The following is a 14555-nucleotide window of genomic DNA, read 5'->3' as shown; positions in this document are numbered from 1 at the left end:
CCACTAAGTCCCCCCTCTGTTTGCAGCGGCATTCCATGAGAGTTGATGCACGTGAGCTATTCAAACATGTCACCGCCGAAAAGTCCGAACTCTATCGGAAGATCATGGATGCGTTCGCCGCGGCCAAGCGACAGTTCCGTCTCCATCTCAGACCCGACGAAGTTCTTGGTGAAGCGCAGTGGAATGCCGCACCTCCCAGGATCGAAGATCTTCAGGGCGCATTGGCGCAACTAACCGAATGGGGCAATCTCGAGTCGCAGCCTGACACGGCCCGTGTCGCTAGCATCAGCGATTTCTATCGTGCGCGTTTCCTCTATCGTCTTTCTGAAGGCGGGGAGGCGGTCGAGTCAGCCCTTGCTGTATTCAGCCAAGCACTAAGGCGGCGAGCCGAGCTGCAGAGCGTTGCGCTCGAAGACATCGCAAAGCAGCTGCAGGTTCTACGAAACCTCGCGCAAGAACCGGTGTTCGACGCCGCGAAAATTCATGAGACGCTGCGTGATTTGGTTCGAGTCTTCGAAGGTCTCGCCGAAAACGCCCAAGCGTTCATGGTTAGCATCGGACGCAGCATCGAGCTTCAACATTCGGATACAAACGCAATTATCGCCTACAAGAAGAGATTGATTGACTATCTTGATCGATTCATCGGTGACCTTGTCAGCCGCTCGGGTGGTATTGCGCAGCATCTTGTCGCGCTTGACCCAGTCATTAGCCCCCTTCTGCAGCAGGCGTCACAACGCGAATCGCGAGACGCGGCTCCTGTACAAGAAAACGAACAGGAAAAGCCTTCAACGCAGTCGCTTGATGCTTGGACAGAGCGATGGAAGGGACTGCGAGGATGGTTTGTCAGCGCGGGAAATGATCCGCCGCAAGGCGAAGTGTTAAGATCGAGGGCTCGATCTGCTATCCCGCATCTGCTCGCGGTCATCGCTGCATTGAACGAACGCCGCAGCGGTCGCAGCGATCGATCCGCGGACTTTCGTGTCCTTGCCCATTGGTTTGCGGATTGCGCCAGCGAGGACGAGGCACATCGGCTTGCCCGCGCTGCGTTCGCACTCAATCCGGCCCGGCACTTCCTGATCGGCGCGGAAACAAGCGATCTGCCGGCTACGACGCCTTGGAATGATGCTCCGCCCGTGCGCATACACCCGCGCTTGCGCGAATATGGCGAGATGGCTCCGCGTGGCCCGCTCCCGCGCGTGCAGGACCGTCAAGCCGAGCGAGAACGACTCCAGGCGCAATTGACGGAAGAAGATCGTGAAATCCAGGAGGCGCGCGCGCGGCTCGCGAGCGGCGAGCCCACGCGTCTGTCCGAGTTCGGCGAGCTCGATCGTCACGGGTTCCAGCTGTTTCTCACCCTGCTAGGTGAAACGCTTCCAGCGCAGACGCACCCCGACGAGGTTGTCGAACGACAAACTGGCGACGGCCTGTTGCGGGTTCGCCTGGAGCCGCTCGACGCAGACTCGACTGCAGAGATCGCAACCGAAACAGGGCTGTTCACCGGTCGCGACCACCTTCTCACCGTGACGTCCATGGAAGCGCGACATGAGTAGCGTGACGGAACAGCAGGACGGTCAAATCCGGCGTGGCGACGCCGGACGCCCGGATGGCAAGGCGACCCGCGTCCAGAGCCAGCACATTGGACTGCATCAAGCACGCTACGTGCGAGAGGAGATTTCAACCGCGCTTCGCGCTCTCTTAATGACACCGCTGATGACGTCAGCGCATCCTGATTTCACGGCTGTACGTCGACATTCCGAAACCCTCAGAGAATGGTTCGCGCGCGAAACGGGATGGATACTGAATGTCGAGCGCGACTGCGCTCGTCTTTTCAAGCGTCCTGCTGATCTTCTCGATTCCACGCGTGGCTTCCCGGATTACGATAGACGCCGCTATATCCTGTTCTGCTTGGCGTGCGCCGTCCTTGAGCGCGCTGATCCGCAGATCACGCTCCGCGTTCTTGGCGATCGGCTGCTTGCATTCGCCGCGGAGCCTTCACTGAATGCCCTTGCCTTCAGTTTTACGCTGCAGACGCACCACGAACGACGCGAACTTGTGGCCGTCTGTCGCCATCTTTTAGACATTGGTGTTCTCGTTCGCGTCGCGGGTGAGGAAGAGGGCTTCGTGCATCACATTTCCGAGACTTCCGAACATCTGCATGATGCGCTCTATGACATCCAGCGTCGCGTCCTTGCCGGGATTCTGGCCGCAGCACGCGGTCCTTCAACATGGGCCGCAGAAGAAGCGCCGCAGGATGTAGAACAGCGGTTGCAAGCCCTTACCGCTGAACATGTGCCGGACAGCGACGACGGCCGCAGGACCGCTACACGGCGTGACCTGTCGCGACGCCTCCTCGACGATCCGGTCGTGTACACCGACTCGCTCGATCCGGTGACGCGCGCGTACTTCTTGAATCAGCGTGGCCCGATGGGAGCTCGCCTTGCGGAAGCTGCTGGTCTCGTTCCCGAACAGCGCGCGGAGGGATTGGCGCTTGCTGACGAGACCGGAACGCTCACCGATCTTTCCATGCCGGCGGAAGGCACCGAGGCGCACGTCACGCTCCTGGTAGCCGAGCATCTTGCGGGTACGCTCCGCGATGGAGGCGAGCCTGAACATCAGATCTCAACTGAAGTCGACATCACGAATTTCATAGAGAGGGCGCGAGAACGCTATGGCCGTTATTGGCGAAAATCTGCACGGGAACCAGGCACGCAGCGTGAACTGGCACGTATCGCATTGGAGCGGTTGCGCAAGCTTCGTCTGATCTCTATGTCGGCGAACGGTGTCCGTCCGTTGCCTGCAATAAGTCGCTTCGCCGTCGGACAGGCGGAGATTCGGGAGGCCGGCACGGCGCGCAAATCAGCCGGCCAGCAAGATCACGATGCGCAATAACGGAGCCCAGCCGGACCTGCCCGCTCCCGCCCGCGAGCGGTGGCAGCCGCTTCGCCTCGGATTGGTCGATCTCTTTCACTACGACAGCGAGGAGTTCTGGTTTCGCGATGGACACCTGCTGCTTCGTGGGAACAACGGGACCGGAAAGTCCAAGGTGCTCTCCTTGTCGCTTCCATTTCTGTTTGATGCCCAGCTGAAATCGTCCAGAGTCGAACCGGACGGCGACGCGACGAAGAAGATGGCCTGGAATCTGCTGCTCGGGAAGCACGAGCGCCGGATGGGTTACACCTGGATTGAATTCGGGCGCTTGTCAGAGGACGGACAGCCACGGTATCTCACTCTGGGCAGTGGTTTGTTGGCGGTCGCGGCACGGCCGAACGTCGATAGCTGGTTCTTCATTCTTGACGGTCAGCGCATTGGTGAAGACGTGTGGCTCACGAGCCCGCAGCGTGTTGTGCTGACCAAGGAGAAGCTTCGAGAGACGCTGGCCGATCATGGGCAAGTCTACGACACGGCGGCCAGCTATCGCCGTGCGGTAGACGAACATCTCTTCCAATTGGGTCATGCGCGCTATTCGGCGTTGATGGACACACTGATCCAGCTTCGGCAACCGCAGCTATCGAAGAAGCCGGATGAAGGCAGTTTGTCGGCCGCGTTGACGGAAGCACTCCCTCCCCTGTCCACCGATCTTTTGACCGACGTGGCCGATGCGTTCAATCAACTTGAGGAAGACCGTCGCCAGCTGCAGGACTACCAAGCGCTCGCTCGTTATGTCGGTCAATTTACGGATCGGTATCGGACTTACGCTAGGACGCAAACACGACGACAGGCGCGAGGCCTGCGTAGCGCGCAAACAGGCTTCGACAATGCCAGTCGTGCAGCTAATGAGGCTCGCTCTGAGCTCGCAGCTCTAGAAGCGGCGGAGGAAGAGGCTAATGGCGCCCATAGCGCTGCAGAAGAGATCGTGGCCACAAACCGAACGCGCTGGGAAGTGCTGCTATCTGACCCGGCGAACAAGGACGCAAATCGACTGGATTCTGCCGCAAGAGAAGCGAGCGATCGCAAGCGTGAGGCCGAACAGGCCGACGCAAGGTCAACGGCATCGAAGAGCCGCTTTGTCAGCGAACAAAGCGCTACATTTGAACGGGGCGAACGCCTCGCCAGCATAGGCGGCCAGGTACTTGAGGTTAGAAAGGCCGCCTTGCCGCTCGCTCAGCTCAGTGGCACCGACCAACAGTGGAACCAGGGACTTCTGACCGGGTCGGATATCGCCGAGCTCGCTGAATTGAACGAGCTGGCTTGCGAAGCTGCAAAAAGCGATTTGCGGCAAATCATTGAGCGACGTCGTGGACAGGTTGCGCATGTGAGGAGTCTACGGGGAGCCGTCGACGAGGCCGAGCGGGATCATGACGCGAAGGATCGGTCACATCAGGAGCGGCAGGAGGAAGCGAAGGCAGCCCAGGCCCGACGTGATGCAGCGGATCAGGCCGTGGAAAGTGAGGGACGTGCACATCTTGATGCCTGGGCGACGCACTTTGGTACGCTGCAGCAATTGACGTTGCGAGATGCACAAGGATCGCTGAACTTGCTCGCGACGTGGGTTGTTACCCTGGAGGGGGAGAACCCGGCGCGCGGTTCGTTGCAAGAAGCTCAGCAGGTCGCCAGCGAGCGCCTCGCCACGCGCCGTTCGGCGCTCATCGCTGAACGACGGGCAATCGAGAACGAAGAGGCGGATCTAACGGCCGAGCGTGAGCGCCTTGAAAAAGGCGTGGACGCTGTACCGTCCATTCCGCCATTTCGCGCGGCGGGGGTTCGAGTTGACCGCCGTGGCGCGCCTCTGTGGCAGCTGGTTGATTTCCACGAGCGTCTTGATACCTCGGAGCGCGCCGGCCTCGAAGCCGCACTTGAGGCATCGGGACTTCTCGATGCATGGGTCGAGCCTGACGGAACTGTGCACATTCCGAGTGGGCCGCGACGGCTCCATGATACGGAACTGGTAGGACGTCCGTGTCAGGTGGAAACGTTGGCGCACTGGCTGCAGCCTGCGGGAGATCAAGTCTCGGCGGACATTGTCACAAGCCTGCTACTTGGCATGAGCTGCACGGAGCAAGATAGCGGCGAGGCGGAGACCTGGCTATCGCCGACCGGATGCTTCCGAATTGGCGCGCTCTCCGGCGCCTGGTCCAAACCCGTTGCAATCTATATAGGTTATGCTGCCCGCGCCGCGGCTCGCGCGCGCCGGCTTGAGGCTATCTCGGTCAGGCTTGAGGAGCTCGCTCAAGCACGAGCTGCTCTGGAAGATCGTTTTTCGGAGCAAGCGCGCGACCAAGAGCGTGCCGCGGAGGAGTGGCGTGGTGCCCCTGGAGACGATTCATTGCGAGCCTGCCACGCCGAAGTAACATCGGCTGCCCGTGAATTTACCTCGGCTTCCGGTCGGCTCGAGCAAGCCGCGCAAAGACTGGCGGAATCTGTCGAGCGCCGAAGCAGTGCGCGCTCGATCCTGCATAAGGACGCTCAGGACCTGCATCTTCCCGACGACTACGCTCAATTGAACGCCGTCGACACCACGCTTGCGCAGCTGACGGAAAAGGTATTTGCGCTCGCTCATGCGGCTCGCGAGTTGCGCCAGGCTCAATCGGAATTGCTGAAACAACAGAACCGTGAACGAGATGCCAAACAAGAAGCGGACGCAAATATTGCGCACGCAATCGAGCAGGGGCGCAATGCCAGCGAGGCGAGGATACGGCTGGAGACGCTGCAAGAAACCGTAGGCGCGAAGGTTGCCGAATTACAAGCCAAGCTTGAGACCGCCCGAACCGCGCTCGAGCTCAGCGAAGCTGATTTGAAGAGAAAGGGAGCAATTGCCCGAAGCGCGAGTGAGGAACGGGCGCGGGCGGAGCAAAAAGTGACCTCAGCCGACGAGCTATTGCAGGAGCGGATTGCAGGGCGTCAACAAGCCGTTGCTCGATTGCAGGGATTTGCTGCAACCGACCTTCTGCCGATCGCCCTTCCTGAAATTGACCTACCTGACTCTCGAGCAGCATGGACGATTGAGCCGGCGCTGACGCTCGCGCGCCGAGCCGAACAGGCCCTATCAGACGTTCCGCATGATGATGAGGCGTGGAAGCGGATCCAAAGTCATCTCTCTGTGGATTACACCGAACTCAGCCGCGCCCTTAGCGCGCTCGGTCACCAGGCCCAAATGGACCAAACGGCCGACTATGGACTGGTGGTCACTGTCGTCTATCAAAATCGGCCGGAAAGGCCGGATCGGCTTACGGAACGGCTCAAGCATGAAATTGCTCAGCGTCGGGAGCTGCTGACGGCACGCGAGCGAGAGATACTGGAAAATCACCTCCAGGCCGAGATTGCCGCGGCGATCCAGCGATTGATGCAGGATGCAGCTCGGAAAGTCGATGCCATCAACGAGGAGCTGTACAAGCGACCAACGTCGACCGGAGTCCGCTTCAGGCTGCAGTGGCTTCCGCTGGCCGAGGGGGCCGAGGGGGCGCCCGTTGGATTGGATGCTGCCCGAAAGCGGCTGTTGAACACAAGCACGGATCTTTGGAGTCCCGAGGACCGCAGCGTGGTCGGAGCCATGTTGCAGGATCGAATCGATATCGAGCGGGCGAATGCGGATTCGACGACGGGCGGTAGCCTTCTCGATCAATTGAGCCGAGCTCTCGACTATCGTCATTGGCACCGGTTCACCGTCCAACGTTGGCAGGACAAGCAGTGGCGCAAGCTGTCCGGGCCTGCATCGAGCGGCGAACGCGCGCTTGGCCTGACGGTCCCGTTGTTCGCGGCGGTCGCCAGCTTTTATAGCCAGAGCGGCTCGCCCCACTCTCCGCGCCTCGTGTTGCTCGACGAGGTTTTTGCCGGCATTGACGATTCTGCGCGGGCCCACTGCATGGCATTGATTCGTGAGTTCGACCTCGATTTCGTCGTAACAAGCGAACGCGAGTGGGGATGCTATGCTGAACTACCCGGCGTCTCGATCTGCCACCTTCAGAGAATTGAGAATATCGATGCAGTACACGTCTCCCGTTGGACCTGGGATGGCCGCGCCAAGCAGCGTGAAAATGATCCAAATCGAAGGTTTGCAGGCGCATGATTGAAGGGGACGGCCGTCTCCAGCGTCTGCTCGGCGGCGATGCGCGGGCTCCACTTAGAAAGCGTCTTCGACAGCGCTTCGAGCGAGGCCCCGTGGATGGAAAGATACAGGGGTTTCGGCTTTCGAATCTCAGCAGCGCCGAGCATGCGGCACTTGCCGGGCTGATGGGTCGACCGACTCGTTTCTCAAGTTCCATGCAGGTCGATGTGCAAATGATCGACGCCGCCTTGAGCCGAGCAGGTGTCGCACCGTCACTGCGCGACGCGCTGGAATCAATAGACGGTCCGATCATTCACGCAGAGACGGCTCGGGCCGAGTTGAGAGCAGGATGGTCGAAGGCGCTGTCTGGCGCAACCCATCAGGATCTTTCGAGCTTTCTCCAAACGCCCTTCGGGATGGGCCTGGTGAAGCGGCTCTCGAATGGTGACACAGACGTCGCCACCCGACTTTGCTCGCAGGCAGATATTGTGCTCAAGCTTCTACCAGCCAAGGGTATGACCCGGGCACAGCTGGCGGCGAAAAGCCTTGGCGACGCGCACGCGCTCGACACGGGACAAGCCGTAGCGACGTTGGTACTCGCGATTTGGCGCAAGGTGAATCTCGACCGGGACATTTGCGACGACGCGCCAGCGCTTGAGAGCGCCAGGGTTCGCGACAATGGCGAGGAGCGGATTCGTGACATTTGGGCCAAGGCAGGAATTCTGGTCAATGAACTCGCGCGGCCTGCCCTGTTTTTGAACCTCCAGATCAGCAGCGGCCGCTTGTTGCCGCTGCCGTCAGGCGAGCCAACTTACGCCTCACTGCGCTTTTTGTTGCGGTCCGATCCCCTCTGGATGGTCAAAGGACAAGACATCTACGTTTGTGAAAACCCGAATGTTCTCGCGATCGCAGCCGACGAACTTGGCGTGAACTGTGCGCCCATGGTGTGCACTGAGGGAATGCCTGCCGCCGCCCAACGCGCCATATTGCAGCAACCCGCAATCGCGGGCGCCCGCCTGCACTATCATGGAGATTTTGATTGGCCAGGCTTGCGCATCGCCAATCACGTCATCCGTGAGTTTGGGGCCGTACCCTGGCGGTTCGACGCCAAGGAATATGTGGCGGCAGTGGCACGAGGGCCGCGTCCCGGCTTTGCATTAGCCGGCCTCGAGGTCCACGCCTTATGGGACGATGCTTTGACAGCATCGATGCGAACCCACGGTCTTGCGATCGCCGAAGAGAGCCTGACCGACGACTTGTTACAGGATCTGGCTCGATGATCGTCCGATCTACCCTCGTCATACACGGGCCATTGGCGACACGAATGCAGCGTCTTGCGGCGGCGCGCCAGGGAAACATCGGACGTGAAATCCTTACCCTTCCACTTGTCGCCGCACGTCTCGCCGGCGGTTTATAGCCCCGGTAACGACTGGAGTTCTCTATCCTGCGATTCAGGCGGCATTGGCCGGCGGAAGTTCCCAGGACCTCGGTAACGTCCCAAGGCTGCCGGGGATGCCCGCGCCGTTCATCAGGCGCTCGATGCGGTGTGGCGTACCTTTCATCCCTTCCCCATGACGTCGGTCGCTTTGCTGATCTGTTGCTGCTCGAGACCCGCTTAAGGGAACTTCTTCCTTCCTCCAGGAGACTGCCGCGTGATCTGCGTGACGCCGCGATGTCGCGCGTGTTCCGGTCGAACCTGCTTGGGCCTGTCACATGGAAGGGATTGTCGAGACCGACGCGGTCTGGCGCCTTTTGCTCAACGAAATCGCTAGGTTGACCGATCTTGCGTGGGATACCCCTGTCCAGAGTGAGAATGCATGGTTCAAAGGCACGGTTTGCCGTAGACCTCAATTGCTCCGGCCGACGTTTCGGCTGGCCACATGCTCCAGCTTGATTTCTGGCGCCGATTTCTGAATGCGCATTGCTTCGCGAAGAGACTGGATCTCTATGGGACACGGCTCGCCCTCCTGCACAGCACCGCCCAAGACGAATACCTTCAGCTCCGCAACATTCAGGCGACCATCATCGACGATATGCAATCTGCGGATATATTCGGTTTTCATCGTGATAGAATGTATAAGCGCTGTCGGCTTTGGTTAGCCCATGTAGCCGTATTCCTGCATCTCTCAGCTCATCGATATCCATCTGAATGGTCCTTAGCATAACGACCTCATCGGGTTTTCGTCCATGAGGCTGGAAGAGCGCAGGGCAGCTGCAGCAGCGCTGATCAACATGATGGAGATCGTCGATGCCAGCCACTTGGCTGGGCTACGCCGGCTGTGCCGATAGTGGCGACGGCAATTGCACGCCCCCCTGATGGCTCCTTTCGTAGGCGGATGTTGACAAGCGACTATAGGTATATTACTATAATTGTGTGAATGATCTACTGCGCACGATCAAACCCACCGTATTCGTGGGTTCGAGCAAGAAAGACCTGCGGGCATTTCCCGCGGCCGTCCGAAGCGAGATCGGCCAGTCCCTTTCGAAGCGCAGCTTGGCGAACACCCGCGCAACGCGAAGCCTCTAAAGGGCTTTGGCGGGGTTTTGGAGATTCGCGACAATTTCGACGGTGATACCTACCGCACCGTCTACACAACGCGTTTAGAGGGCGTCCTGTACGTCCTGCACGCATTCCAGAAAAAGTCCACCAGCGGCATTGCCACACCGCAAAGACACATTGACCTGGTCCGGCAGCGCCTACGCGACGCCGAGGCCATTCACAGGGCAACAAAGGGAGACCGATAATGAGCACGAAGAAGAAGCTGCCCGCCCATAGCCGGGGCTCCGGCAACATTTTCGCTGATCTCGGCCTGCCGAACGCCGAGGAGCACCAGCTCAAGGCTGCTCTCGTTGTCCAGCTGAAGCGGTTGATGGCGGAGCGGGAGATTACCCAGACCGAAGCCGCCAAACTCGTCGAGATGAAGCAGCCGGACCTGTCCAAACTGCTTCGGGGGCATTTCAAGCTGGTTTCGGTGGAAAAGCTGCTGCGGATGCTGACAGCGTTCGATCAGGATGTCGAAATAACGGTAAAGCCACATCGGAAGCGTGGCGAGGTCGGCCGGATCACATTCATTCCGGCCTAGTACAACTGCTGAACGGGAGGGGTCATGACATTCAAAGCGACCGCGGCTGGGGCCGCGCATGAACCTACCCTTCGCTGTCCCAATTGCGACCACGAGATTCGGCTCACCGAATCGCTCGCCGCTCCCCTCCTCGCGGAGACCCGGCAGCGTTTCCAGGAACAACTCGCCAGCAAGGACGCCGAGGTCGCACGAAAGACCGAAGCAATCCAACAGGAGCGCGAGAAGCTTCAAAAGGATCGTGAACAGGTCGAGGACCAGGTCGCCAGCCGACTGGCGGCGGAGCGAAGCCAACTCGTCGCCGCAGAAGCGAAAAAGGCGCGCGAGACAGCCGCGGCCGAAGTCCAGGCCCGGACGAACGAGGCGGCCGAGCTTCGCCAAATGCTCGACGCGAACAACGCCAAATTGGCGGAGGCGCAGCAGGCGCAGGCCGAACTCATCCGCAAGCAACGCGCACTCGATGAAGAGAAGCGCGAGCTTGATCTGACCATTGAGAAACGCGTTCAGGCGCAGATTGACCCGATCCAGATCAAGGCCAGGCAGGAGGCCGACGAGGCGGCACGGCTGCGCGTCGCCGAAAAGGACCAGACCATTGAATCAATGACGCGCACCATCGAGGAGCTGAAACGCAAGGCTGAACAAGGATCGCAGCAGTCCCAGGGCGAGGTGCTGGAGCTTGAGCTGGAGGAATTACTTCGCGGCCGGTTTCCGACCGACACGATTGAGCCGGTCGGAAAAGGCGAGCTTGGCGCCGACGTGATCCAGCAGGTCAACGGGTCGATTGGCCAGCCTGCTGGCATTATTCTCTGGGAGACGAAGCGTACCAAGGCGTGGAGCGACGGCTGGCTTGCGAAGTTGCGGGACGACCAGCGCCGCTCCGGCGCCGACGTCGCCTTGATCATCTCCCATGTCTTGCCTAAACATATCGAGCAGTTCGACCTGGTCGACGGCATCTGGGTGGCTCATCCGCGTTGCGCATTGCCCGTAGCGGTTGCGCTCCGCCAAGCGCTGATCGACGTGAGCACCTCGCGCCTCGTCCAACAAGGTCAGCAGACCAAAATGGAGCAGGTCTACCACTACCTGACGGGAACGAAATTTCGGCAGCGTGTCGACGCCGTAGTCGAGAAGTTCAACGACATGCGCGAAGATCTCGACAAGGAACGCAAATTTATGGGACGCCAGTGGGCCAAGCGGGAGACCCAGATACTGGCCGTCATCGATTCCACGGTGGGAATGATCGGCGACCTTCAGGCCATCGCTGGAAAAGCCATGCCGGAGATTCCGAGTTTGGAGGTGCCATTGCTGGAAAATGACAGCGAACTGGAGCGAAAGCTAGGATAGCACTGCAGCAGCTGGTGCTCCGGAGCCACACTGCTAATCGCAGATGCGATTATGTCAGTTTTCGGAGTCGGTCGGCTAGTTGAGCGTACCGGACACCGTTTCCGTCGGAGAAATGCCCGCGCCACGCGGCAAGGAACAGCTTCTCTAAATCAAATCTCTTTTCGCGCCGTAGAATGATGGCAATGCGCCAGGGATAGTACGGGGCCGGGACTTCGCCCATCTTCAGGTACTTGGAAAATGCGTCGGCAACGATGGCCGTCTGCTCTCCGAGAATGTTATCAATTGCCTTCAGGTGGTGTCCGAATTCGCCTTCGCTTACCGAAAGAAAAGCGGGTCCGGACGAGGCTTGATTGCAGCTTTCGCCGCTCGCAAGCATTCGCTCGATAACGGCACGCTGATTGGCGGACATCTACCTCGACCTTATCGGGAGGCAGCTAAGGGAAGCGAAGCCGGCAGCGGCGGCCGCGCGGGATGGATTTGCCGATCCGGCACCCGAAGGGCCGAAGGGAAACCGTTTCCGCCGGTTCTGTGGGTTCCCAGCCTTCGGGCGCGTCCCGCCAGCGGGGACCGGGCTCTCGCGAGCCGTCGTCTCGAACCTTTGGGCTACGGGGGGAGGTCTGACTGCATATGGAATCGAGCAGAGTCAATTGGTTACTACTAGTTTTCACTCGAAATAGGCATTTCAGCGAATGCTGAAGACGATCTTTTCAGTGAAATTGCTTGACTAGTTTCACTGGTATGGCTATTTTCAGCAAATGCTGAAACCATACTCCACAGTGAAATTCGAGAAGGAAGCCGCCCACCGGCTGCAAGCCGTTTTGGCCGAAGTCCCGTTCCTCTCCGTGGTGGCCGTCAAGCAGAACGTCATTGACCCTGATCATCGCCGGGAGCTCGACCTGCTCGTCGAAGTCAAGTCGAATGGACGCCCCCAGAAGATCGTTTGCGAGTTCAAGAGCAATGGCCAGCCGCGCATCGTGCGGGCCGCGATTGACCAGCTCCGGCACTACGTAAAGAGCCTCGACAAGGGCGCGTACGGCGTCGTCATCGCGCCCTACCTGTCGCCCGCCGCGCAGGGCCTCTGCCGTGAAGAGAATATTGGCTTCCTAGACTTTGAAGGCAATTGCCGTCTGGTCTTCGGGGGCGTGTTCATCGAACGCGCGGTTCCTCTCAAGCCCGCGACCGAGCGCCGCGAAATCAAATCGATCTTTGCACCAAAGTCCGCCCAGATTCTCCGTCTGCTGCTACGCGATCCCAAACGTGCCTGGAAGGTCGCCGAGCTTGCCGAACAAGCTAATGTGAGCCTCGGCCATGTCAGCAATGTCCGCCACGCCTTGATTGACCGCGAATGGGCAAGCACCGACCGCGAAGGGCTTAGCCTTATTCGTCCCGACGCGCTGCTCGATAGCTGGCGGGCGGTCTATGAAAAGCCACCAGGCCAGCAGCTTCTCTTTTACACCACCTCACACGGCAGCGCCTTGCAACAGCGCCTGCCGAACGTCCTCGAAGAGGCCAGCCGCAAGGGTGAGGCCATGCTGGCCTCCTTCTCGGCGGCGCAGTGGCTCGCGCCATACGCCCGTATAAGTACCAACTATTTTTACGCCGATGAGAAGGGCCTCTCGGTGCTCAAAGAGCGCCTTGATTTGTCCTCCCCGGCACGCGGTGAGAATGTTAGCGTCCTGCAAGTCGAGGACGAGGGACTCTTTCGGGATTCCATCGAGCCCGCGCCGTATGTCCGGTGCACGAGCCCCGTCCAGACCTACCTTGACCTCTACGTAGCCGGAGAGCGCGGAAGGGAAGCCGCCGAGCATCTCCGCGAGGAAAAGCTCCAATGGCAAAAGAAGTGAAGCCCGAGCCGCAGTCCGCTGCCGACTACGACGAGCGCACCACGGCGGCCGTGAAATCCGTGCTGGTCGAAATGGGCCAGATCCTCGGCAGCTTCAAGGGCAAGTTCGCGGTCATCGGCGGCGCTGTGCCCTGGCTCCTGCTTGAGAACGAGGACATGGCCCATGTCGGCACGCTCGATATCGACATCGCGCTCGATGCCGCAGCCCTCAAGGACGACGCCGAATACAAGGCGCTCATCGAAAGCCTAATGGAGAACGGCTACGACCAGCGCACCGAGCTCAAGAAGTTTCAGCTCGTGCGACAGGTCGTCCCCAACGACGGAAGCCCGCCCATCGACGTGATCGTCGATTTCCTGATGCCGCGCCATGTCGAGCTCACCAAGAACAAGCCGGCCCTCATTGAGATTTTTGCCGTTCAGCGCGCAGACGGCGCCGATCTTGCGCTCCAGTTTTATCAGATGGTGGCGATCGACGGCTCGATGCCCTCGGGCGGCAAGAACCGCGTCGAGATCGCGATCGCCTCGATCTCGGCTCTTCTGGCCATGAAGGGCTATGCCATCCAAAACCGGCATAAGCAGAAGGACGCCTACGATATCTATTACTGCATCCGCAATTACCCCGGCGGGCTGCAGGCGCTCGCCGCGGATTGCAAGCCGCTGCTCGAGTTGGCGGAAGGCAAACAAGGCTACGCCCACATCGCCGGAAAGTTTGTCAAGGAAGATGCCTACGGCCCAACGTCGGTGCGGAAGTTCGTCGAGGAAACGAATCTCCTCGGAGACCGTACCCCCGATCAATGGCAACAGGACGCTTTCGGACAGGTGCAGGCCTGGCTGAAGGCCTTGGGGCTGGTCTAGCGGGAACAAGCCCATGGCAAAAACACAGGGCCCTTACGGCGACCGATGCAAGAGCGGCGATGCGCTCTATCCCGCTGCTCGCCGTCGATACGACGGACGTTTTCGATGAGATCGCCGCGGCCAAGCACGAACCGCGGCGAGGTCGGATGCAGGCGGCGCGCGGGGAGGTGCTCGCCGCCTATCAGGGCTACGAGGGTGTCGCTCGATTTCAAATCCCGCGTCGTCAATCTCGACGGCAAGGAGTTCGCAATCATGCGATGGATGGGACCCAGCAAGCCGTTCATCGAAAAATGGAAGCGTGCATCAGCCCACGTCTTCTTCAACGCCGGCGCCTATATCTTTTACCTTGCCGGCCCCGGCGTGGCTTCCCGTCTGGGTGCCCCTGAAGCGCGGCGAATTCGCCCTCTGTGCCCTGACACGCGATGAGTTTTTGCGGGCCGTCCGCTGGGAGGAT

Annotated in this window: 12 protein-coding genes; 10 read left to right on the top strand and 2 right to left on the bottom strand. The window is 60.0% G+C overall.

Going from position 1 to position 14555, the window contains the following annotated elements; genetic code table 11:
* Positions 1-35 precede the first annotated feature (35 nt).
* The 4 genes from QJT82_RS31080 to QJT82_RS31065 are packed head-to-tail and all read left to right on the top strand — an operon-like array spanning position 36 to position 8262.
* Positions 36-1550 carry a TIGR02677 family protein gene (locus tag QJT82_RS31080; RefSeq protein ID WP_018270039.1) on the top strand — a complete coding sequence of 505 codons (1515 nt, stop codon included), beginning with the start codon at positions 36-38 and terminating at the stop codon, positions 1548-1550.
* A complete protein-coding gene (locus QJT82_RS31075) occupies positions 1543-2889 on the top strand; it encodes a TIGR02678 family protein (protein ID WP_080687061.1) in 1347 nt (448 codons plus the stop codon). The genes QJT82_RS31080 and QJT82_RS31075 overlap by 8 nt, the downstream gene beginning before the upstream one ends.
* Positions 2879-7003: a TIGR02680 family protein gene (locus QJT82_RS31070; RefSeq protein WP_028345395.1), complete on the top strand. Its 4125-nt coding sequence runs from the start codon at positions 2879-2881 to the stop codon at positions 7001-7003. Before QJT82_RS31075 ends, QJT82_RS31070 begins: the two co-directional genes overlap by 11 nt.
* Positions 7000-8262 (top strand): TIGR02679 family protein, encoded by a 1263-nt coding sequence (locus tag QJT82_RS31065; protein ID WP_264641766.1) that lies wholly within the window; start codon positions 7000-7002, stop codon positions 8260-8262. The genes QJT82_RS31070 and QJT82_RS31065 overlap by 4 nt, the downstream gene beginning before the upstream one ends.
* A 567-nt stretch (positions 8263-8829) precedes the next feature.
* Here the strand turns inward: QJT82_RS31065 and QJT82_RS31060 are convergent.
* A complete protein-coding gene (locus QJT82_RS31060; RefSeq protein ID WP_028345397.1) occupies positions 8830-9045 on the bottom strand; it encodes a hypothetical protein in 216 nt (71 codons plus the stop codon).
* 481 nt (positions 9046-9526) lie between these two features.
* On the opposite strand from QJT82_RS31060, the gene QJT82_RS31055 reads away from it, so the two are divergent.
* Genes QJT82_RS31055 through QJT82_RS31045 form a run of 3 tightly spaced genes read left to right on the top strand, consistent with a single transcriptional unit; the run spans position 9527 to position 11403 of the window.
* A complete protein-coding gene (locus QJT82_RS31055; RefSeq protein WP_018270031.1) occupies positions 9527-9727 on the top strand; it encodes a type II toxin-antitoxin system RelE/ParE family toxin in 201 nt (66 codons plus the stop codon).
* Positions 9727-10065: a helix-turn-helix transcriptional regulator gene (locus QJT82_RS31050; protein WP_035634480.1), complete on the top strand. Its 339-nt coding sequence runs from the start codon at positions 9727-9729 to the stop codon at positions 10063-10065. The genes QJT82_RS31055 and QJT82_RS31050 overlap by 1 nt, the downstream gene beginning before the upstream one ends.
* A gap of 24 nt (positions 10066-10089) precedes the next feature.
* A complete protein-coding gene (locus QJT82_RS31045) occupies positions 10090-11403 on the top strand; it encodes a DUF2130 domain-containing protein (RefSeq protein WP_028345398.1) in 1314 nt (437 codons plus the stop codon).
* Between the two features lie 49 nt (positions 11404-11452).
* On the opposite strand, the gene QJT82_RS31040 is transcribed toward QJT82_RS31045, so the two are convergent.
* Positions 11453-11812: a hypothetical protein gene (locus tag QJT82_RS31040; RefSeq protein ID WP_028345399.1), complete on the bottom strand. Its 360-nt coding sequence runs from the start codon at positions 11810-11812 to the stop codon at positions 11453-11455.
* A 346-nt stretch (positions 11813-12158) separates the two neighbouring features.
* Here QJT82_RS31040 and QJT82_RS31035 point away from each other — a divergent pair, with 346 nt between their 5' ends.
* From QJT82_RS31035 to QJT82_RS31025, 3 genes are all read left to right on the top strand, one after another.
* A complete protein-coding gene (locus QJT82_RS31035) occupies positions 12159-13247 on the top strand; it encodes a type IV toxin-antitoxin system AbiEi family antitoxin (RefSeq protein ID WP_028345400.1) in 1089 nt (362 codons plus the stop codon).
* Complete coding sequence (locus QJT82_RS31030) at positions 13244-14101, top strand: hypothetical protein (protein ID WP_210199806.1); 858 nt, start codon at positions 13244-13246, stop codon at positions 14099-14101. Before QJT82_RS31035 ends, QJT82_RS31030 begins: the two co-directional genes overlap by 4 nt.
* A 195-nt stretch (positions 14102-14296) precedes the next feature.
* Complete coding sequence (locus tag QJT82_RS31025; protein WP_245288980.1) at positions 14297-14527, top strand: hypothetical protein; 231 nt, start codon at positions 14297-14299, stop codon at positions 14525-14527.
* The last annotated feature ends 28 nt before the right edge of the window (positions 14528-14555 follow it).

It is taken from the genome of Bradyrhizobium sp. Mp19 (assembly GCF_029952935.1).
In the GTDB taxonomy this organism is placed as follows: domain Bacteria; phylum Pseudomonadota; class Alphaproteobacteria; order Rhizobiales; family Xanthobacteraceae; genus Bradyrhizobium; species Bradyrhizobium elkanii.
The sequence above is the reverse complement of the archived record's forward strand: the minus strand, read 5'-3'. Positions and strand labels throughout refer to the sequence as shown.